This is a genomic window from Bradyrhizobium sp. Pa8, assembly GCF_052588265.1.
In genome coordinates this window covers 9,221,411-9,240,766 of the sequence record NZ_CP176767.1, presented here as the reverse complement: position 1 = coordinate 9,240,766, position 19,356 = coordinate 9,221,411, and the positions used below count along the sequence as shown (strand labels likewise).

The following is a 19,356-nucleotide window of genomic DNA, read 5'->3' as shown; positions in this document are numbered from 1 at the left end:
TTTTCCTCCATCGACCCCAGATAAAGCGCCATGGTTTCCCAATCCCCTGACATGAATACCGGGCCCGAAGGCCCGGTTCGCGCGCCATCAGCGGTTCCCATCGATGACGCCGTGCTGCCCTACGAGGTCGACGCGCTCGACGTGCGCGGTCGCCTCGTGCGGCTCGGTCCCGCGCTCGACGAGATCCTGACCAAGCACGACTATCCCGCTGCCGTGGGCAAGCTGCTCGGTGAGGCCATCGTGCTGACGACGCTGCTCGGCTCGGCGCTGAAGTTCGAAGGCCGCTTCATCCTCCAGGCCCAGACCGACGGTCCGGTGTCGTTCCTGGTCGTCGACTACATGGCGCCGGATCGCCTGCGCGCCTATGCGCGCTACGATGCTGAGCGCCTCGGCGAGACCAAAGATTCCGGTACGCTCCTCGGTAACGGTCATCTCGCCATGACCATCGACCAGGGTCCCGACATGAGCCGCTACCAGGGGCTGGTCGCGCTCGACGGCGGCAGCCTGGAAGATGCCGCCCACGAATATTTCCTGCGCTCCGAGCAGATCCCGACGCGCGTGCGTCTCGCGGTCGGCGAGGAGTGGCGCTCGAACGACGGCGGCAAGCATCGCTGGCGCGCCGGCGGCATGCTGATGCAGTTTCTGCCGAAGGCGCCCGAGCGCGCGCGGCAGGCCGATCTGCATCCCGGCGATGCGCCCGAAGGCGCCGAGGTGCATGCTGTCGCCGAAGACGACGCCTGGGTCGAGGCGCGTTCGCTGGTCGAGACCGTCGAGGACGTCGAGCTGATCGATCCCGAACTCTCCGGCGAGCGGCTCCTGTTCCGCCTGTTCCACGAGCGCGGCGTGCGTGTGTTCAATCCGCTGGTGCTGAAGGCGCAATGCTCCTGCTCGCGCGACGCGGTTGGTGCGATGCTGAAGAGCTTCTCCCCTGACGACCGCGCCGCCATGGTCAAGGACGACAAGGTTGTCGTGACCTGCGAGTTCTGCTCGTCGGTGTATCAGTTCACGCCGCCCGAGGCGGGCGTGGAGGGTGCGTAGGCGTAGCATCCTCCGTCATTGCGAGCGCAGCGAAGCAATCCAGAATCCCACCGCGGAAAGACTCTGGATTGCTTCGCTACGCTCGCAATGACGATGTGGAGGCTGCCCGCCAAGTGTTCGGACATCGTAGGGTGGGCAAAGCGCAGCGTGCCCACCATCTTATGCGCCACGTTCGGAATGGTGGGCACGGCGCTTTGCGCCTTTGCCCACCCGCGCTAGTTCAACACCCGCTTGTTGTCCGGGCTGTCCAGCGAGAACGTCGGCACGTCGATCTCGAAGCGTTCGCCGCTTTCGCTGACCATCTGGTAGCGGCCGGTCATGAAGCCCGAGGCGGTCGCGAGCGGCACGCCGGAGGTGTATTCGAAGCGCTCGCCGGGAGCCAGGGTCGGCTGCTCGCCGACGACGCCCTCGCCCCTGACCTCCTGCTGGCGGCCGGTGGCGTCGGTGATGATCCAGTGCCGCGTCTTCAGCTGCACGGTTTCGTCGCCGGAATTGGTGATGACGATGGTGTAGGACCAGAAATAGCGGGAGCGGTCGGCCGACGACTGCTCCGGAACAAAGTTCGGCTCGACGGTCACTTCGATCTGGCGGGTCACGGCGCGATACATGGCCGCCATCATAACGAAAATGCGGCCGGGAACCAACGCCCGCAGGCGGTTTTGGCGACATCGTGCCGCCAGAATTGCCGAGGAAGTAGACCCCAATGTGATCCAGCCGCTTTGCGAGACGACGGATGGACCTGTACACTCCTTGACACGTCGCGATTTGCGGAAGGGTTTCGGGCCCCGATGACCATTGCCGACCAAGTGACGGGATCGACGATCGCGGGAACCGGCAAGCCTGCGGAGGCCAGACCTGCGGAGGCGAAGCCGCGCTCCGCCGCGCCGGCCATCACGCTGCCCGCCATCGGCGAGCGCGAGCTCCGGCTCGACCTGTTCCGCGGGCTCGCGCTGTGGCTGATCTTCGTCGACCATCTGCCGCCGAGCCTTTTGACCTGGTTCACGATCCGCAATTACGGCTTCAGCGACGCCACCGAGATCTTCATCTTCATCTCCGGCTATACCGCGGCGTTCGTCTACGGTCGTGCCATGCTCGAAAGCGGCTTCGTCGTCGCGACCGCGCGCATCCTGCGGCGCGTCTGGCAGATCTATGTCGCCCACGTCTTTCTGTTCACGATCTTCCTCGCCGAAATCTCCTACGTTGCGACCAGGTTCGAGAACCCGCTCTATACCGAAGAGATGGGCATCATGGATTTCCTCAAGCAGCCCGACGTCACGATCGTGCAGGCGCTGCTGCTGCGCTTTCGTCCGGTCAACATGGACGTGTTGCCGCTCTATATCGTGCTGATGCTGGCGCTGCCCTTGATCTTGTGGCTGATGAAATGGCGGCCCGACGTGACGCTCGGCCTCTCGGTCGTGCTCTACGCGGTGACCTGGGAATACGACCTCTATCTGTCGGCCTATCCGAACGGCTTCTGGGCGTTCAATCCCTTCGCCTGGCAATTGCTTTTCGTATTCGGTGCATGGTGTGCGCTCGGAGGTGCGCGACGCATGTCGCGCATCCTGGCGTCCCGCGTCACGATGTGGATATCGATCGCCTATCTGGTCGCGGCGTTCTACGTGACGCTGACCTGGTATGTGCCGCAGCTCTCCCACTTCATGCCGAAGCGGCTCGAGCAATGGATGTATCCGATCGACAAGGCCGATCTCGACGTGCTGCGCTTCACGCATTTCCTGGCGTTCGCCGCACTCACCGTTCGCTTCCTGCCCCGGGAATGGCCTGGCTTGAAATCGGCCTGGCTGCGGCCGCTGATCCTCTGCGGCCAGCATTCCCTGGAGATCTTTTGTCTCGGCGTCTTCCTCGCCTTCGCCGGCCATTTCATCCTGGCCGAAGTCTCCGGCGGCGCAGCCATGCATGCGCTGATTAGTCTCTCCGGAATCCTGATCATGTGGGGCGTTGCCTGGGTGATTTCGTGGTACAAGCGCGTGGCTGACAAGAGCGGTGCGAAAACCAAAAACGCCGTCGGCAACGCCGATCTGGCGGGAGGGGGCTGATGAAGGCGAAGGTTCTCCTGAGCCTGGTCCTGCTGTGCGGTAACCTCGCCGCGCCCCTGGCGCGCGCGGGCGATGCTGCGTCGACTGCTCCGGCCGCCCCCCCGGCCTGCGAATTGCCATCCTATCTGCTCACCACTGAAAGCCAGCTTCCAAGGGTCGCCGATGCCATCAAGGCCGGCAAACCGCTGGAAATCCTGGTCATCGGCAGCCGTTCGACCACGATTCCGGCCTCGGAGGACAGCTCCTATCCAGCGCGCATGCAGGCCATTTTGAAGGACAGGCTGCTGCCGTCGGAGGCCGTGCATGTCTCCGTAGAAATACAGAGCAAGAAGACGGCCGAGGAGGCGGCCGCCACCTTCGTTAAGCTGCTGGAAGCAAGAAGGCCTACTTTGGTCATCTGGCAGACCGGGACGGTCGATGCTATCCGAGCGATCGATCCCGATGATTTTCGCGGGGCGGTGACCGAAGGGGTTTCCGCGCTGCAAAAAGCAGGGGCTGACGTCGTGTTGATGAATTTGCAGTACAGCCCGCGTACCGAAACCATGATCTCGGTGCCGCCCTATCTCGACAATATGCGGGTGGTGGCGCAGGAGCATGACATCCCGCTGTTCGACCGTTTCGCGATCATGCGGCAGTGGAATGATCAGGGTCAGTTCGACCTGTTCAGCCCGTCCCGCGGGCCAGAGCTGGCGAAACAGGTCCATGATTGCCTTGGCCGGGCGTTGGCACAGTTCGTGATCGACGCAGCCCATCTGGGGCCGGCTGAGCAGCAAAATTGAGGTCTAGCGTTAATGAGTTCTCTCCGCCCTTTTTGCCTGACGGCATGGCTGGCTGTCCCCGTAGCGGCTCTGCTGTTGCTGACGCCGGTGTCGCTGGCACCGGTGCAGGCGCAGGCCACGCAGGCAACGCCCGCGCCGCAGCAGGCCGCTAGTCCGGCTCCCGCTTCGCCCTCCCAGACCACCGTCGCCGCGACGTCCCACGAACAGCGCGGCGTGACCGCCCGCGCCATCGACAAGGTGAAGCAGGTCGCGAAATCCGCCGGGGACATTTTCAGCCGCGTGCCTTGCCTCGCGCCGAAGGGGGGCTCGAAGACGATGGGCTCGCTGCCGCATGTCGCGGGCAAGCTCGCCGCCGGCAAACCCGTGGCGATCGTCGCGTTCGGCTCGTCGTCGACGGCAGGCTATGGCGCGAGCTCGCCCGATTTCAACTATCCGAACCGTCTCGCCGCGCAGCTCCGCCGGCAATATCCGACCGCCGACATCACCGTCATCAACGCCGGCGTCGGCGGCGAGGACGCGCCCGAGATGATGACGCGCCTCCAGAAGGAAGTGATCGACGTGCATCCGGATCTCGTGATCTGGCAGGTCGGCACCAATGCGGTGCTGCGCAATCTCGATCCCGGTGACACCGCCAAGATGGTCGAGGACGGCATCTCCCGCATCCAGGCCGCCGGCGGCGCCGACATCGTGCTGGTCGATCCGCAATACTCGCCGGCCGTGAACCAGCGCAAGGAGAGCGCCGGCAAGATGGTGCAGCTGCTCGGCAAGGTCGCCGAACTCCGTCACGTCGGCATCTTCCCCCGCTTCGAGGTGATGCGCGACTGGCACGAGAATCAATCGATCCCGGTCGAGAGTTTCGTGATCGCCGACGGTCTGCACATGAACGATTGGGGCTATGCCTGCTTCGCCCAGCTCCTCGGCGACGACATCATCCGCTCCGTCGGCCAGATCAAGCTCGGCGTCAACGTGCCCGCGGACGTGCGGACGTATCGGCCGATGTAGGCTTTCGCCTCACCCTCCCCTGGAGGGGGAGGGTCGATCGCGCGAAGCGCGAGCGGGGTGGGGTGATCTCTCCACTCGGGCAGCGCTCGATGCGGAGAGACTGTCACCCCACCCCGTCTCACATTTCGCTGTGCTCATGTGAGCCGACCCTCCCCCTCCAGGGGAGGGTAAAGGTCACGCCTTCTCCAGCGCTGCCGTGAGATCCTCGATCAGATCATCCGCATGCTCGAGCCCCGCCGAGAAGCGAATAAAACCCTCGCTGATGCCGAGCGCGGCGCGGTCCTCCGGCTTCAGGCGCTGATGCGTCGTGGTCGCCGGATGCGTGACGAGGCTCTTGGCATCGCCGAGATTGTTCGAGATTTTTGCAAGCTTGAGCTCGTTGAGCACGCGGAACGCACCCTGCTTGCCGCCCTTGACCTCGAAGCCGACCAGGGTCGAGCCGCCGCGCATCTGCTTCTTCACGAGAGCCGCCTGCGGATGGTCGGCGCGGCCGGGATAGACCAGGCGCGAAATCTTCGGATGGCTCGCCAGCACGTCGGCGATGCGTCCCGCCGTCTCGGTCTGCGCGCGCACGCGCACGCCGAGCGTTTCCAGGCCCTTGAGCAGGACCCACGCGTTGAACGGCGAGATCGACGGGCCGGTCTGGCGCATGAAATTGTGGATGTGCTCGGCGATGAACGCTTCCGACGACAGGATGATGCCGCCGAGACAGCGGCCCTGGCCGTCGATGTGCTTGGTCGCGGAATAGACCACGACGTCGGCCCCTAACGCGAGCGGGCTCTGCCAGATCGGCGTCGCGAACACGTTGTCGACGACGAGCCGCGCGCCGCCCTTGTGCGCGATCTCGGCTATCCCTGGAATGTCGAGCACGTCGAGCGTCGGGTTGGTCGGGCTCTCCAGGAAGAACGTCTTGGTGTTCGGCTTAAGCGCGCGCTGCCACTGGTCGAGATCGAGGCCGTCGACCAGCGTGGTCTCGATGCCGTAGCGCGGCAAGAGATCCTGAATGACGTAGAGACACGAGCCAAACAGGGCGCGCGAGGCCACCACATGATCGCCGGCCTTCAGCGGCGCCAGGATCGCGGTCGTCACCGCGGCCATGCCGGTCGCCGCCGAGCGTGCCGCTTCGGCGCCTTCGAGCTCGATCATGCGGCGCTCGAACATCGAGATGGTCGGGTTGGAATAGCGCGAATAGATGAAGCCGGGGTCCTCGCCCTTGAACCGCGCCTCGCACTCCTCGGCGCTGTTGTAGACGTAGCCCTGGGTCAGGAACAGCGCCTCTGACGTCTCGCCATATTGTGAGCGCAGGGTGCCGGAATGGACCAGGCGGGTTTCAGGACGGTAAGTGGCAGGCGACTTCGACATAGGTACCTCCGACATGACCGTCTCGTCGAAAACGGTCACAAAAAAACCGGCCTGGATATCTCCACGGGCCGGGATCACAGAGGTCCCCGGCCTGTTTAGCGACTTATTTAACGTGGCTGCAAGCCGGCCGGCTCAAATCACCACGGGATAAGTCATGCTCATATTCCGCAATGCCCTTTCCGTCAAGACGTCCATCGGCTAGCCGTAAAACGCTAATATTTCCCGCATGTCGGGATGCGTTTGACCCCTGATGAGGATCCCCGGTTGACGTTCACGGTCGCCGCCGACGCCAATGGTATCCTGCCCGACCGCATGATTGCGGCGATGGCGGAAGCGGGGCTGATCCTGCCTGCCTACGATTTCGTCGAGAGCCAGATCCAGCCAGCGAGCCTCGACCTCCGCCTCGGCGACATCGCCTATCGCGTTCGCGCCAGCTTCCTGCCGGGTCCCGGCGCGACCGTCGCCGAGCGCATCGACGAGTTGAAGTTGCATGAGTTCAGCCTCACCGATGGCGCGGTGTTGGAGACCAACTGCGTCTACATCGTGCCGCTCTTGGAAAGCCTGGCGTTGCCGCCGGAGATCGTCGCGGCCGCCAACCCGAAAAGCTCGACCGGCCGGCTCGATGTCTTCACCCGCGTCATCGCCGACGGCACTCGCCGCTTCGACATGATCGGCGCCGGCTATCACGGCCCGCTCTACGCCGAGATCAGCCCGAAGACGTTTCCGGTGCTGGTCAGCGAGGGCTCGCGCTTGAGCCAGGTGCGCTTCCGCACCGGAGATGCCATCCTCAACATCGACGAGCTCGAGGCGCTGCATGCGACCGAGCGTCTCGTCGATCTCGACGATGCCGATCTCACCGGCGGCGTCGCCGTCTCCGTCGACCTCTCCGGCGAGAAGGCCAACGGCTTCGTCGGCTATCGCGCCAAGCGCCACACCGGTGTTGTCGACGTCGACCGCCGCTCCGGATATGCCGTGGAGGATTTCTGGGAGCCGATCTCGGCGCGTCCCGACGGCAGCCTGATCCTCGACCCCGGTGAGTTCTACATCCTCGCCTCCAAGGAAGCCGTGCAGGTGCCGCCCGATTACGCCGCGGAGATGGTGCCGTTCGATCCCCTGGTCGGCGAGTTCCGCGTGCACTATGCCGGCTTCTTCGATCCCGGCTTCGGCTATGCCGGCGCCGGCGGGCAGGGATCGCGCGCCGTGCTCGAAGTGCGCTCGCGCGAAGTGCCGTTCATCCTCGAGCACGGCCAGATCGTCGGCCGTCTCGTCTACGAGAAGATGCTGGCGCGCCCCGACGCGATGTACGGCCAGCGCATCGGTTCGAACTACCAGGCGCAGGGCCTCAAACTATCGAAGCATTTTCGGGTGTAGCTCCACACTCTACTGTCATGCCCCAGCTTGACCGGGGCATCCAGTCTGCCGCGACCTATCGGCTCTACAACAGATGCCTCTGGAATACTGGATCGCCCGATCCCGTCTCCGCCAAGGGCTTCGCCGGGCCAAGAACTCACTCGGCCGCCGAAGCCTTAGCGAAGGCGGCAAGTCGGGCGATGACACCGAATGTGTGTCAGGATGCGAAGCGAAATCCAGCTACGTGCGAGGTGGTGAAGTGACAGATCAACTCGACGCAAGAATCCTCGATGACGTCGCGGACGCGCTGATCTATTCGGATCGCGCCGGCACCATCACGCGCTGGAATCGTGCATCGACCGCCTTGTTCGGCATCTCCGCCGACGAAGCGCTCGGCCAAAACCTCGATCTGATCATTCCCGAACATCTGCGTGCCGCGCACTGGAAGGGCTTCGAAGCTGCGCTTGCCACCGGGGCGATGAAGCTCGCGGGCAGGCCGACGCTGACCCGCGCTCTACACAAGAGCGGACGCAAGCTCTACATCGAGATGACCTTCGCGCTGGTGCGCGATGCCGGCGGTGCCGTGGTTGGATCGGTCGCGATGGCGCGCGACGTCACCGAACGCATCGAGCGCGAGCGCGCGGCTAGGCTTGCGCAAAATTCGTGATGCGGAATTGACGGGCGGGCGTGCAGGGCGCTCTGCTTGAGCGTCAGGTTGCCTCGTACCGGTCGCAGTGACACACTCGATCAAAACAACGATCGGGAGCGAATATGACCACCGCATCAGACGCAGCACAAGAAGCGCAATGGAAGCGCTGGCGCGCGGTCGCCGACCTCTATCACGCCTACTTCACCGGCCTCATCCTGACCGTCGTCACGCGGCGCGGCACGGCGGATGCTGCCGAATTCGTCTTCCGCGTGTTTCGCCGCCAGCAGCAGGAGCGCTTCCTGCCGGGGCTCGAAAAGCTCGGTCTCAGTCATCTGCCGCCGGCGGTGGCCGCCGCGCAATATCATTATCTCTCCAACTGGATCGGCGGCGTGCATGTCGAATACATGTATGAGAGCGACCGCAAAGCCTGGATCCGCTACCCGCCGCCGCGCTGGATCTGGAAGGGCGCCGCGATCTGCGGCGTGCCGGGCGAGGTCTCGCGCGCGATGCTGCGCGGTTGGCACGCCAACAATGGCGTCGCGCTCGGCGATCTCAGGCTCGGCTTCGTCTGCACCAAGCAGAGCGTTGACGGTCAGGACGGGCTCGAAGGCTATTATTATCAGTACGACCACCCGCTCGAGCTGGATCAGCGCCTGGTGTTCGCGCGCCATCTGGAAGCGCCGTTGTTCGACGCGAAGGCCGCGCCTGCCTTGCCCGTCGCGAGCTGGCCGAAGCCGCGGCTGGAAAAGGCCTACCGCAACTACGCGATGGAATATGTGCGCACCGCAGCGCCCGTCATGGTGCAGTTGTTCGGCCCGGAAGACGCCGGCTATCTCCTGCACCTCACCGGCAAGCTGATCGGGATGCAGTATTTTGACGAGGTCGCAGCGGCGCTGTCTATGAGCCGCGGTGGCGCACGCGAGTTCGCAGCGTTCCTGAATGCGCTGTTTGCCGCGCAGGATGACTCTGCCGAGACGACGGCATCAGAAGGCACGTTTGAATTTCGCCAGCAGAGCTGGAAGCTGATGGATAACGTCGCCGACTATCATCGCGCCTGCACCAAGGTGCTGGAAGGTCTGTTCGAGGGGCTCGCTGCCGGATGCGGCCGGCACATCGGCGTGCACCTGCGCCCGACAGCGGGCGGTCGGCCGCCGCTGGTGTGGACCATTGAGTAATTCCACCACTTGAAATGCGCTGCCGCAGGGCACGCCTGCATCCGGCGCAGGAGGAATCGGCAATTGCCGTGCTAAGCCTGTCGCCGCGCCTTCCGCGCGAAGAAATTTATTGGCACACCTACGCATTGCCGCGCCGCAAATGGCCTGCGCCCGGGAGAGGACATGTCCGACATCGCCGAAATCCCGGTCGATGAACAAGAGCGTCCGTTGCCGCCGCCTCCGCGGCCGGTACGAAGCGCGCTGATGGACGGGCCGATTCTGCGCACGCTGCTCGGCCTCGCCTGGCCGAACGTGGTCGCGCTGTCGGCCGGCACCTGTGTGGTAATCGCGGAGACCTCGTATATCGGCCGGCTTGGCGTCGAAGCGCTGGCGGCAATGGCGCTGGTGTTTCCGACAGTGATCCTGACCATGACGATGTCCGGCGGCGCCATGGGCGGCGCGGTAGCCTCCGCCATTGCGCGAGCGCTCGGCGCCGGCGATCGCGATCGCGCCGGCACGCTCGCCGCGCATGCGCTGTTGATCGGTATCACCTTCGGCCTCGTCTTCATGCTGGGCATGCTGATCTTCGGACCGCATGTACTCGAGCTGCTCGGCGGACGCGGTGATGTGCTGACGCATGCGATCGCCTACACGCAGGTGTTTTTCGGCGGGGCCGTGCTGCCCTGGCTGCTCAACACCATGGCCGGCGTGTTGCGCGGGACCGGCAACATGAAGTTGCCGTCGTTCCTGATTCTCAATTCGGCGGCCTGGCAGGTCGTGCTCGGAGGCACGCTGGGTCTCGGCCTCGGGCCGGTGCCGCAGCTCGGCATGCGCGGTGTCGCGGCCGGTGCACTGATCGCCTATTCGATGAACATCTGCATCATGGGGTGGTACCTCTTCTCGGGCCGCGCGCGCGTCGTTCCAAGGCTGCGCGGCCTGCGCATTCAATGGGTGATGTTCTTCGACATCCTGAAAGTGGGGGCGATCGCCTGCTTCTCGCCGCTGCAATCGGTGCTGACGATCTCGATCTTCACCCACATGCTGGCGAAGTTCGGCACCGCGATTCTCGCCGGCTATGGCATCGGCGCGCGGCTGGAATTCCTGCTGACCTCGATCGCGTTCTCGTTCGGCATCGCCTGTGTCCCAATGGTTGGGATGGCGATCGGCGCGGGCCGCATCGCGCGCGCCCGGCGTATCGCCTGGATCGCCAGTGCTGCCGCTTTCGTGGCGGTCGGCGCGCCGGCGTGCCTCGTTGCGATCTTCCCCGATCTCTGGGTCAACATCTTCACCGACAGCGCGGCCGTGCGCGCGGCGAGCCATCAATATCTCTCGACGGTCGGACCGTTCTACGCCTTCTTCGGCCTTGCAACGACGATGTACTTCTCCTCGCAAGGCGCAGCCAAGGTGATCGGGCCGGTGCTGGCGCAGACCGCGCGCCTGATCTACATCGCGGCGATCGGCTGGTGGCTGTCGACGCATGACGCCACCGCGCAGAGTTTCTTCTGGCTGGCCGCCAGCTCGATGGTCGTGCTCGGCCTGCTCTCGTGCTCCAGCGTGGTGCTGACACGCTGGGGGCCGCGCGAGAGCAAGCCTGCGATCAGGCCGGCTCTTTCGGCTGCCGACTAGCGGTGCCTGTGGCGGCGATGGCCGCCACCGCCGGCATTGGCGAGCCGCATCAATTGCGGGATCATCGCCATCATGTCGCCGCCGCCGGAGCCGCCGAGCATGCCCATGATATCGCCGCCGCCCATGCCGCCCATTCCGGTCGGCATGTAGCCGCCACCGCCCACCGGCGTGTAGCTGCCGTAGTTCGGCGCACCAAAGCCGCCGCCGAGATTGCCGCCGCCGAGGCCACCCAGGCCGCCACCGCCCCCCATCATGCCGCCGAGCCCGCCGCCGCCGTTCTCCATCATCCGGCTCATCATCGGACCCATGGTCTGCATCAGCATGGCGAAGCGGCGCTTGCCCATCTTCGCCTTCATCATCTCCAGCATCGGCGCCATCTGGGTCATCATGTCCTCGCCGCCGGCACCTCCGCTGCCGAGGAACTGCGCCTTTGCCGGCGCGCTCGAGATCGAAAACAGCAGCAGCACGGCGGCTGCCTGGCAGATCACCTTGTCCGCACCTCTCATGGCCTGCTCCTCGCGTGCGTGGCACCGCCGGGAGAGCGGAGCCAACCGGACGCACGCGGCCATGGTTAGGGCCGGCGAGGGCAGGGCTCTGTGAGAAAGATCACGCAGCCACAGCCGGGAACGCCAGGTGTATCGCGGCGACGGCGTCCTTGGTCTGCCCCTGGACGTAGGCCGCTAGCTCGTTCGGCAGCATGTCGATGATCCAGACAAGGCGGCAGCTCGCCTCGCTCTCGGCGATCACCTGCACCGAGGCGCTGTAATGCCTCAGCCGCTCGTTGTTGATGGCGTAGACCAGCCGCTGCCGCGCGTCGTCGCAATCGACCAGCATCTCGCGCGCCACTGATCCATTGGCGAAGGTGACGATGCGTGCATCGCCGTCGAGCGTGCAGGCGGTGACGAAGCCCGGCGCCAGCCGCTGAGGCAGCGCACCGAAATCGCGCACGGCGTCCCAGACGTCGCGGGCGGGAACGGGGAGGGAAATGTCGTTGTGGATGGAGGCCATGATTGATTCCTTTAATTAATGTGGAGCGACGAGCGATAGGGCCATCATCTCAGGTGTCATCGCCCGACTTGCCGCCTTCGCTAAGGCTTCGGCGGCCGAGTGAGTTCTTGGCCCGGCGAAGCCCTTGGCGGAGACGGGATCGGGCGATCCAGTATTCCAGAGGCCGCTGTGATCGAATCGAGAAGCCGCAGCGTACTGGATGCCGCGGTCAAGCCGGGGCATGACAGCGTGTGAGGCGATGGCGGCCGCCGCTCACACGCAAACCGCCTCGACGTTGTTGCCATCGGGATCAATCAGGAACGCCGCGTAGTAGTTCGGGCTATAGTCCTTGCGCGGGCCGGCGCCGCCATTGTCGCGGCCGCCGCTCTTCAGGCCCCCGCTGTGGAAGGCCTTGACCGCGTCATGGTCCTTGGCGCGGAACGCGATATGCGCGCCGTCGGCCTTGCGTCCCTTGTTCAGGTGCAGCCAGAGCGCCGGCTCGCCTTTCGGCCCGAAGCCCGCATAGCCGTCGCCGCTGGAGCAGAGGGCGTAGCCGAGCGGCGCCAGCACCGCGGTGTAGAAGCGCGTGGCGGCGTCGAGGTCGGCAACACGCAGTCCGATGTGGTCGTACATGATCGTCTCCATTGCAAAGCGCGCCGCGACCGGCGCGCGCCGGAGACGACCCTATTCAGTTGAGGGTCGCGCGCTCTTGGAGAATCTTGCGCTCGCCCTTCGATGCCTGACGGAACTTCGTCGGCGACACGCCGGCGGCGCGATGGAAGGTGCGGACGAAATTTGAGAGATCGCCGAAGCCGACGTCATAGGCCACGTCGGTGACCGCGATGTCATCATCTGTCAGCAGCCGCGCCGCGTGCCGCAGCCGCGAGCGCACCAGATATTGATGCGGGGTGACGCCGAGCACGGCCGAGAACAGCCGCAGGAAATGGAACGGACTGAGGCCCGCCTGCCGCGCCGCCTGTTCGAGATCGACCTCGGCATGCGAGTTGGCGTCGATCCACAGCGCGGCTTCGACTGCGCGGCGGCGGTCGCGTGCGGTGGGCGTGGCCGGCTTGCGCGCCTTGCCCGAGACGACATCGATGAAGCGGCCGGCCAGAATTTGACCGACCTCGTCGAGACCGAGGTCACTGTTGCCATCTGCCGCCGTCTGGGCGAGCTCACCCAGCACCATCAGCTCGGGCAGCGGCGGTGTCGCGCCGACCTGCCAGATCTCGCGCCGTCCCCCGAGGGCATCGACCAGGTCTTCGCTGAAGAAGAAGCCCAGGCAGACGTCGCCGCTGACATGCTCATGCGTGCAGGTGTATTCCTCGCGGGGAGCGCCGACCAGCATCGAGCCCGCCACCAGCTCGAAGAAGCCGGCGCGGCACTGGCAGCCGAAGCTGCCCGAGCGGACATAGGCAATGGAATGCCCGGTGCGGCACTCCGCGAACGGCTTGTCGTCCGGCCCCGCATCGCAGCGAAACTCGGAGACCGTGATCGATTGCGTGGTCAGCAGCGTGGTCGCGTCCATGCCACCTATCTAGGCATGATCCGGAAAAGTGTTAGCGGTTTTTCGACAAGATCATGCCCAAAAGACAAAGCTAAGGTGCGATCTAGATCGCGCCTTAGCTGGGCGCTCGCGGTGGGGCAACGGGCAGCAGCACCTCGAACAGCGTCTTGCTCGCGACCGGATGGGCGCCCTCGAGCGCCAGCAGCCGCCGCTTGGAGATCACCCCGCCGTAAGGCGAGAGCCGGTCGGCGTAATTGCCGACCTCCAGCACCCGGTGGCAGGGCACGATCAGCATGTAGGGATTCTTGGCGATCGCCTGCGCCACCGAATGCGCGGCGCCGGAAGCGCCCAGCGCCTTGGCGATCTCGTGATAGGTGCGCGTCTCCCCGCGCGGAATGGCGCAGGCGGCTTCATAAACGCGCCGGTGGAAGCCGGGGACGCCGCCGGCGTCCAGGCTGACCTCGGAAAAGTCAGGGTCGCCGCCCTGCAGCAAGCCTGCGATGCCCTCGATCGCAAGCTCGGCATTCAGCGGAGGCTGCTGCTCTCGCGCCTCGGGATGGACCGCGAAAATCCGGCGGCGGGTGTCGATCTCCCGCGCCTCCGGCAATTGCACGGCGACCACGCCGGTGCTGCTCCAGACGATGCCGCAGCGCCCTATGGCCGTGTTGAATATCGCGTAGCCACGCCCCACCATGCACACGCCCCACTCAGTGCACGTCTCTCCCCAGACGCGCGATCATAACACCGCCACAATCCGGCGCACCTGGAATCTTGCCAGGACGTTAACAACTGTCCGGCCGGCCGCGCCAAAGCGCTTGGCGGCGGGCGCCGTCTCGGCTAATCAGGGTTGGCGTGAGACGCGCATTCGCGGGCGTAGTTCAATGGTAGAACGGCAGCTTCCCAAGCTGCATACGAGGGTTCGATTCCCTTCGCCCGCTCCACTACAAAATTGATGGCCGCTGATTTGGAGTGTTGGATGTTTCTCCGACCCCTGGCCACGTTCATTTTGGCGTATCCGGAAGCATGAAGGGGCCGAAGATCCGCCAAATGGCGTCGGTCTCCCCAGCGTCGGTTCAAGTGGCCAATTTTTGGCGATGGCAATTCTTGGCGATGTAACGGATCACCGCTCGCGCTGCATTTCAGAATGGAGCGGCTTATTCATCCCGACGACACGAGATCACCCTGAGCAGTGCTATGCGCTCTCGCAGTTCGGCGCCGCTGCGTATCGTGAAAGACTGCCGGCGCAGTTTTGATCGCTTGTCGTGCAGCGGCGCAGCCAACGACGCTCAATCTGATCCTTCATCTGATCCTTCGCGGCTGCATCAAGCGTTCGTCATCTAGGGGCACTAAACTTGCCTTGGACAGCAGGGACTCATTGGTGCCGCGTTTCTGTTTCTGATTGTCGTGCAAAACATTCGGACCCGGCCTGTTGCCGGGCAAACGGAGGCATTGATGACGAATTCAGCACCTGTTTTCACCGCTGGCGGTGGCAGCGACGATGCGTTCACGCGCGCGTCGACCAGCGCAACCGGGGCGCAGGCGGATGGCGCGAGTTTCCAGGCCGTGTTCTCGCCCGATGGCACGAAAGTCGCGTTCTATTCCCTTGCCGACAATCTGGTGCCCGGCGATACCAACGGCCAAGGCGACGTCTTCGTGAAGGACCTGACGACGGGTACGATCACGCTCGTGTCGACCAATGCCAGCGGGGTGCAGGGGGATAGCACGAGCTACCAGCCGGTTTTTTCGCCCGATGGTACCAAGCTGGCGTTCGCATCGGGCGCCGGCAATCTGGTGCCGGGCGATACCAATCAAGCTTTGGACATCTTCGTGAAGGACCTGGCCACCGGTGCCGTCACGCGCGTGTCGACCAGTGCCAGCGGGGCGCAGGCGGACGGCGTCTCGACCACCAACCCGATATTCTCGCCTGACGGCACCAAGGTTGCGTTCCTTTCCGATGCCGACAATCTCGTGCCGGGCGATACCGACCACGTGCGCGACATCTTTATCAAGGACCTCACCACCGGCGCGATAACGCTCTTAGCGCCCAATCCATACAACGGAGGACCCGGCGGCGGCGGGGATGAGAATGGCTTTACCTTCCCCCCCTCGTTCTCGCCCGATGGCACCAAAATCGTGTTCGGGTCGGCCACAGGGCGCAGCGACACCACCGAGATCTATATCAAGGACCTTTCCACCGGGACCACCACACTGGTGTCGGTCAGCGCCGGCGGCGCTCGCGGGGATCACGGCAGCTTCGACCCGGTGTTCTCGCCAGATGGCACCAAGGTGGCGTTCTATACCTTTGCCGAAACTCTTGTGCCGGGTAGTAACAACAACCGAATCGGTAACATCGTCATTAAGGATCTGACCACAGGCGCGGTCACGCTGGTATCGACCGATGCCGACGGAGTCCCGCAGAACAACGGCCAAGCCCAGAAACCCGTATTCTCGCCTGATGGCACCAAGATTGCGTTCTATTCCAGTGCCACCAATCTCGTGCCGGGTGTCAATGCCGGTGAGGTCGTCTATGTGAAGGACCTGGCCACGGGTGCCATCACGGCCGTCTCGACCAATGGGGGCAGGCCGTGGGAATTCGGAGGCGGCAGCCGGCTTCCCGTGTTCTCGCCTGACGGCACCAAGGTGGCATTCGAGTCTTTAAGCAGCATTCTGGTGCCGGGCGATACCAACCATACCTACGACATCTTTATAAGAGATCTTACTACGCCTTCCTTCACCGCAGCGAAGCTGACGGACAATGGCGCTGCCCATGTTTCGACATCGCAGGCGGGTTTCTTTGCCGGTGCCGACACGGTCGCGGTGGCACCGCAAGACGGCAATCTCGGCACACTCACGGCCACCCTCAACGTTGCCGATGGCAAGGTGACGTGGAGCTATGATGTCTCTCATGCCAACATCGCTCCGCTCGCGGCCGGACAGACCCATACCGACATCTTCATCTTGGTCCTCGACGGCTTCTACGGGACACAGGGCATCACCGTGACGCTGACGGGAATCGATGATGCGCCCGTGATCAGCTCGGGCACGACGGCAAGCTTCGCGGAGAATGGCACTGGCGTCGCCTACCACATCGCGGCGACCGATGTGGACAGTCCCGCGCTGACCTATTCGCTGTCCGGCACTGACGCGGTTCTGTTCAACGTGTCGGCGACGGGCGATGTGACGTTCAAGTCTGCGCCCGACTTCGAAGCCCCGAAAGACGCGAACCACGACAACGTCTATGACGTCACCGTCGAGGTTAGCGACTTGACAGAAATCACGACAAAGAACGTCGCGATCACGGTCACTGACGTGAATGACACCAGCGGCGGCGGTGGCGTTCTGACTGTCACCGGCTCGACCGGCTTCACGTCGATTGACCGGGCCACGATCAATATCAGCGTGACCGGCAATTTGCACGAGACCGGCAGCGCCGGTGTGATCAGCAACAGCACGATCAATAATCTCGGTTCATTGAGCGAAGCCCAGGCGATGCTCGCGTTCGTGAACGATACGATCGCCGGCGGTTCCCTCGGTGCGATTGTCGCCAATGGCGGCACCATCACCTTCGACAACGTGCATCTGGACGGGACGTCGCTGGATGCGACATCAGGCGGACTCATCGAATCCGTTGCAGGCAGCGCCAACAGTTTCAACAACGTGACGCTCAAGGCTGGCGCCGTGTTTGACGACAGCGCCGCAAGCGCTCTGAATGTCAGCGGCACTCTGAACAACGGCGGCAAGATCGAGCTCTTCAATTTCGCGAAAGTCATCCTGACTGGCGACGCCACGGTCATCGGCAATGGCGAGATCAAGCTCGATCCGGGCTCCTCGATCCTGAACAGCGGTGGGCATCACACGCTCGACCTCGAAGGCGGCACGATCGACGGCGCCGGCACCATCGGAAACGGAGATCACAGCCTCACTTTGGATATCGCCTTCTCCGGCACGCTCGAGGCGAACGGGTCCCAGCCGCTTGCGGTGAACACCGGCAATTCGGTCACCAGCAACGGTCTGATCGAAGCCGTGCGCGCCTCGCTCAATTTCGACGACGGCGTTTTCAACACATTTGGAACGATCACAGCCGACCAGGGCGGCACGATCGACTTCGGGAATGGCCTGACCAATGGCGGCATCGTCAATGTGCACGCCGGCAGTGAGGTGGATGTCTCGGGCGACCTCGTCAACAACGGTACTGTCCTGGATAATGGCGTGCTCAAGGTCGACAATTTGAGCGGGACCGGAACGGTCAACGTCAACAACGGGACATTGGTGGTCACCGGTAATTTGAGCAGCAATGTCGTTCTGACGGGTACGGACACGTTTGTTTTCGGGCCCGACGCCAGGCAAACATCCGGTGTCATCTCAAACTATACGCCGGGCACGACGCTGGTGCTGGATGGCTTCGACGCCAAGGTGAACGCGGCCTTCGACACTCAGACCAATATTTTGACGCTGACCGATGCGGATCATCATGCGATGACGCTTCACCTCGCGCCTGGATCCTTGATCCCGCAAGCCCATGGCGCGGCGCCGGATTTTCTTGTCTAGCGAATTTCCACGGAAAGCCCGGTCGAACCCCGCCATTTCCAGGCGCCTGTAGCAAGGCGCCGGAGAATTTGCCGCGCAAAGATTCTAATATATTAGCTCCTCGCTCCCGGCACGCGCGCCCCGCCCGGCCTAAGCTTCGCTCGCCCTGATGGGCGCGGTCCTCGTGTCGGGCAATGTTCGGATGAAGACCAGGACCTGCAAAGAGATGGACCAGCAGAAACTCGACCGTGCGATCGGTCGTCGCTTGAAGACGTTGAGGACGCAGGCGGGCATGACGTTGAACGAACTCGCGACGCGCTCCGGTGTCAGCCGGGCCATGATCGGGCGGGTGGAGCGGGCGCAGAGCAGCGCCACCGCTGCGCTGCTCAACAAGCTCTGCGCGGCGCTCGATGTCACCCTCAGTGACGTCGTCGCGCTCGCGGAGAAACCGCCGGAGCGGCTGATGCGGCTTGCCGACCAGCCGCTTTGGCGCGATCCCGACAGCGGCTATCGGCGGCGTCATGCCTCGCCGCCGGATGCGGCGAGCGGCATCGAGATCATCGTCGTCGATCTGCCGGCCGGTGCGCGCGTCTCCTACAGCCCCTGGGGCCGCAACGCCTTCACCCAGCAGCTGCTGCTGCTGGAGGGCGCGGTCTGCGTGCATATCGACGCCAAGACCGTGCGGCTGCGCGACGGCGATTGTCTCGATTTCGACGTGATGCGGGCGGTGACCTTCGAGAACGAAACCAAACAGGATGCGCGCTACGTCATCATCACGCGGCGCGGCACATCGTACGGGAAAATGTGATGCCGCTGATCGTGCGGGACGCCACGCTGGAGGATGCCGAAGATATTTTGGCGATCTACAATTACGCCGCGATCAACACCACGGCGGTGTGGACCGACGGACCGGCTGATCTGGCTTCGCGGCGCGAGTGGATGCGCGCACGGCAAGCGGCCGGCTATCCCGTGCTGGTCGCGATGAAGGGCAGGGACGTCGTCGGCTTCGCATCATTCGGCGATTTCCGTCCGTTTCCCGGCTATCGCCACACCGTGGAGAATTCGGTCTATGTCGGCGAGCAACATCATCGGCTCGGCGTCGGCCGCAGCCTGATGACCACGCTGATCGAGCGGGCTACTGCGCTCAACAAGCACACAATGGTCGCCGCGATCGAGGCCTCGAATTCCGCCTCGACTGGGCTGCACGCGTCATTCGGCTTTGCCGAGGTTGGCCGTATGCCTGAGGTCGGCTGCAAGTTCGGCCGCTGGCTCGATATGGTCCTCATGCAGAAGCGGCTTTCAACTGGGGTGAGGCCGTGAC

Annotated in this window: 18 protein-coding genes, 1 tRNA gene and 1 riboswitch; of the genes, 12 read left to right on the top strand and 7 right to left on the bottom strand. The window is 64.1% G+C overall.

Annotated features, from left to right (window positions below; all coding sequences use genetic code 11):
- The first annotated feature begins 30 nt into the window (after window positions 1-30).
- Complete coding sequence (locus ACKWRH_RS43900) at window positions 31-1,038, top strand: Hsp33 family molecular chaperone (RefSeq protein WP_445218618.1); 1,008 nt, start codon at window positions 31-33, stop codon at window positions 1,036-1,038.
- Between the two features lie 215 nt (window positions 1,039-1,253).
- Here the strand turns inward: ACKWRH_RS43900 and apaG are convergent, their stop codons facing one another.
- Window positions 1,254-1,646: a Co2+/Mg2+ efflux protein ApaG gene (gene apaG, locus ACKWRH_RS43895; protein ID WP_014491305.1), complete on the bottom strand. Its 393-nt coding sequence runs from the start codon at window positions 1,644-1,646 to the stop codon at window positions 1,254-1,256.
- Between the two features lie 180 nt (window positions 1,647-1,826).
- On the opposite strand from apaG, the gene ACKWRH_RS43890 reads away from it, so the two are divergent.
- Genes ACKWRH_RS43890 through ACKWRH_RS43880 form a run of 3 tightly spaced genes read left to right on the top strand, consistent with a single transcriptional unit; the run spans window position 1,827 to window position 4,873 of the window.
- Entirely contained in the window at window positions 1,827-3,092 is a 1,266-nt protein-coding gene (locus tag ACKWRH_RS43890) for an OpgC domain-containing protein (protein WP_445218617.1), read from the top strand.
- Window positions 3,092-3,871: an SGNH/GDSL hydrolase family protein gene (locus tag ACKWRH_RS43885; protein WP_445218616.1), complete on the top strand. Its 780-nt coding sequence runs from the start codon at window positions 3,092-3,094 to the stop codon at window positions 3,869-3,871. The genes ACKWRH_RS43890 and ACKWRH_RS43885 overlap by 1 nt, the downstream gene beginning before the upstream one ends.
- Before the next feature lie 12 nt (window positions 3,872-3,883).
- On the top strand, window positions 3,884-4,873 hold the full coding sequence (locus ACKWRH_RS43880; RefSeq protein WP_445218615.1) for an SGNH/GDSL hydrolase family protein: 990 nt from the start codon (window positions 3,884-3,886) through the stop codon (window positions 4,871-4,873).
- Between the two features lie 174 nt (window positions 4,874-5,047).
- Here the strand turns inward: ACKWRH_RS43880 and ACKWRH_RS43875 are convergent, their stop codons facing one another.
- A complete protein-coding gene (locus ACKWRH_RS43875; protein WP_445218614.1) occupies window positions 5,048-6,235 on the bottom strand; it encodes an O-succinylhomoserine sulfhydrylase in 1,188 nt (395 codons plus the stop codon).
- Window positions 6,236-6,309: 74 nt separating this feature from the next.
- Window positions 6,310-6,389, bottom strand: a riboswitch (SAM riboswitch).
- An 80-nt stretch (window positions 6,390-6,469) separates the two neighbouring features.
- Between ACKWRH_RS43875 and ACKWRH_RS43870 the strand changes: the two genes are divergently transcribed.
- The 4 genes from ACKWRH_RS43870 to ACKWRH_RS43855 all read left to right on the top strand — a co-directional run bounded on the left by ACKWRH_RS43870 (window position 6,470) and on the right by ACKWRH_RS43855 (window position 11,014).
- A complete protein-coding gene (locus ACKWRH_RS43870; RefSeq protein ID WP_445218613.1) occupies window positions 6,470-7,606 on the top strand; it encodes a 2'-deoxycytidine 5'-triphosphate deaminase in 1,137 nt (378 codons plus the stop codon).
- Between the two features lie 238 nt (window positions 7,607-7,844).
- Window positions 7,845-8,252: a PAS domain S-box protein gene (locus ACKWRH_RS43865; RefSeq protein WP_445218612.1), complete on the top strand. Its 408-nt coding sequence runs from the start codon at window positions 7,845-7,847 to the stop codon at window positions 8,250-8,252.
- Window positions 8,253-8,356: 104 nt separating this feature from the next.
- Complete coding sequence (locus tag ACKWRH_RS43860) at window positions 8,357-9,409, top strand: hypothetical protein (protein ID WP_445218611.1); 1,053 nt, start codon at window positions 8,357-8,359, stop codon at window positions 9,407-9,409.
- Between the two features lie 162 nt (window positions 9,410-9,571).
- Window positions 9,572-11,014, top strand: a complete 1,443-nt coding sequence (locus tag ACKWRH_RS43855; RefSeq protein WP_445218610.1) for an MATE family efflux transporter — start codon at window positions 9,572-9,574, stop codon at window positions 11,012-11,014.
- On the opposite strand, the gene ACKWRH_RS43850 is transcribed toward ACKWRH_RS43855, so the two are convergent.
- The 5 genes from ACKWRH_RS43850 to ACKWRH_RS43830 form a co-directional block, all read right to left on the bottom strand.
- Window positions 11,011-11,520 (bottom strand): hypothetical protein, encoded by a 510-nt coding sequence (locus tag ACKWRH_RS43850; protein ID WP_445218609.1) that lies wholly within the window; start codon window positions 11,518-11,520, stop codon window positions 11,011-11,013. The two genes, ACKWRH_RS43855 and ACKWRH_RS43850, sit on opposite strands and share 4 nt — an antisense overlap.
- Before the next feature lie 100 nt (window positions 11,521-11,620).
- Window positions 11,621-12,022 carry an SRPBCC family protein gene (locus tag ACKWRH_RS43845; protein WP_445218608.1) on the bottom strand — a complete coding sequence of 134 codons (402 nt, stop codon included), beginning with the start codon at window positions 12,020-12,022 and terminating at the stop codon, window positions 11,621-11,623.
- Window positions 12,023-12,274: 252 nt separating this feature from the next.
- The gene (locus ACKWRH_RS43840) at window positions 12,275-12,634 is read right to left on the bottom strand and encodes a VOC family protein (protein WP_445218607.1); all 360 of its coding nucleotides are present in this window, start codon (window positions 12,632-12,634) and stop codon (window positions 12,275-12,277) included.
- Between the two features lie 55 nt (window positions 12,635-12,689).
- Window positions 12,690-13,529, bottom strand: a complete 840-nt coding sequence (locus ACKWRH_RS43835) for a helix-turn-helix transcriptional regulator (RefSeq protein ID WP_445218606.1) — start codon at window positions 13,527-13,529, stop codon at window positions 12,690-12,692.
- 94 nt (window positions 13,530-13,623) lie between these two features.
- Complete coding sequence (locus tag ACKWRH_RS43830; protein WP_445218605.1) at window positions 13,624-14,202, bottom strand: methylated-DNA--[protein]-cysteine S-methyltransferase; 579 nt, start codon at window positions 14,200-14,202, stop codon at window positions 13,624-13,626.
- Between the two features lie 173 nt (window positions 14,203-14,375).
- Here ACKWRH_RS43830 and ACKWRH_RS43825 point away from each other — a divergent pair.
- From ACKWRH_RS43825 to ACKWRH_RS43810, 4 genes are all read left to right on the top strand, one after another.
- Window positions 14,376-14,449, top strand: a tRNA-Gly gene (locus ACKWRH_RS43825).
- Between the two features lie 511 nt (window positions 14,450-14,960).
- The gene (locus ACKWRH_RS43820; RefSeq protein ID WP_445218604.1) at window positions 14,961-18,056 is read left to right on the top strand and encodes a VCBS domain-containing protein; all 3,096 of its coding nucleotides are present in this window, start codon (window positions 14,961-14,963) and stop codon (window positions 18,054-18,056) included.
- Window positions 18,057-18,261: 205 nt separating this feature from the next.
- Window positions 18,262-18,843 (top strand): helix-turn-helix domain-containing protein, encoded by a 582-nt coding sequence (locus ACKWRH_RS43815; RefSeq protein WP_445218603.1) that lies wholly within the window; start codon window positions 18,262-18,264, stop codon window positions 18,841-18,843.
- Window positions 18,843-19,355 carry a GNAT family N-acetyltransferase gene (locus tag ACKWRH_RS43810; protein WP_445218602.1) on the top strand — a complete coding sequence of 171 codons (513 nt, stop codon included), beginning with the start codon at window positions 18,843-18,845 and terminating at the stop codon, window positions 19,353-19,355. Before ACKWRH_RS43815 ends, ACKWRH_RS43810 begins: the two co-directional genes overlap by 1 nt.
- The last annotated feature ends 1 nt before the right edge of the window (window position 19,356 follow it).

Coding starts and splice junctions, on each gene's coding strand:
- ACKWRH_RS43900 (WP_445218618.1), top strand. CDS start 31: ATGGTTTCCCAATCCCCTGACATGAATACCGGGCCCGAAGGCCCGGTT.
- apaG (WP_014491305.1), bottom strand. CDS start 1,646: ATGTATCGCGCCGTGACCCGCCAGATCGAAGTGACCGTCGAGCCGAAC.
- ACKWRH_RS43890 (WP_445218617.1), top strand. CDS start 1,827: ATGACCATTGCCGACCAAGTGACGGGATCGACGATCGCGGGAACCGGC.
- ACKWRH_RS43885 (WP_445218616.1), top strand. CDS start 3,092: ATGAAGGCGAAGGTTCTCCTGAGCCTGGTCCTGCTGTGCGGTAACCTC.
- ACKWRH_RS43880 (WP_445218615.1), top strand. CDS start 3,884: ATGAGTTCTCTCCGCCCTTTTTGCCTGACGGCATGGCTGGCTGTCCCC.
- ACKWRH_RS43875 (WP_445218614.1), bottom strand. CDS start 6,235: ATGTCGAAGTCGCCTGCCACTTACCGTCCTGAAACCCGCCTGGTCCAT.
- ACKWRH_RS43870 (WP_445218613.1), top strand. CDS start 6,470: ATGCGTTTGACCCCTGATGAGGATCCCCGGTTGACGTTCACGGTCGCC.
- ACKWRH_RS43860 (WP_445218611.1), top strand. CDS start 8,357: ATGACCACCGCATCAGACGCAGCACAAGAAGCGCAATGGAAGCGCTGG.
- ACKWRH_RS43855 (WP_445218610.1), top strand. CDS start 9,572: ATGTCCGACATCGCCGAAATCCCGGTCGATGAACAAGAGCGTCCGTTG.
- ACKWRH_RS43850 (WP_445218609.1), bottom strand. CDS start 11,520: ATGAGAGGTGCGGACAAGGTGATCTGCCAGGCAGCCGCCGTGCTGCTG.
- ACKWRH_RS43845 (WP_445218608.1), bottom strand. CDS start 12,022: ATGGCCTCCATCCACAACGACATTTCCCTCCCCGTTCCCGCCCGCGAC.
- ACKWRH_RS43840 (WP_445218607.1), bottom strand. CDS start 12,634: ATGTACGACCACATCGGACTGCGTGTTGCCGACCTCGACGCCGCCACG.
- ACKWRH_RS43835 (WP_445218606.1), bottom strand. CDS start 13,529: ATGGACGCGACCACGCTGCTGACCACGCAATCGATCACGGTCTCCGAG.
- ACKWRH_RS43830 (WP_445218605.1), bottom strand. CDS start 14,202: ATGGTGGGGCGTGGCTACGCGATATTCAACACGGCCATAGGGCGCTGC.
- ACKWRH_RS43820 (WP_445218604.1), top strand. CDS start 14,961: ATGACGAATTCAGCACCTGTTTTCACCGCTGGCGGTGGCAGCGACGAT.
- ACKWRH_RS43815 (WP_445218603.1), top strand. CDS start 18,262: ATGGACCAGCAGAAACTCGACCGTGCGATCGGTCGTCGCTTGAAGACG.
- ACKWRH_RS43810 (WP_445218602.1), top strand. CDS start 18,843: ATGCCGCTGATCGTGCGGGACGCCACGCTGGAGGATGCCGAAGATATT.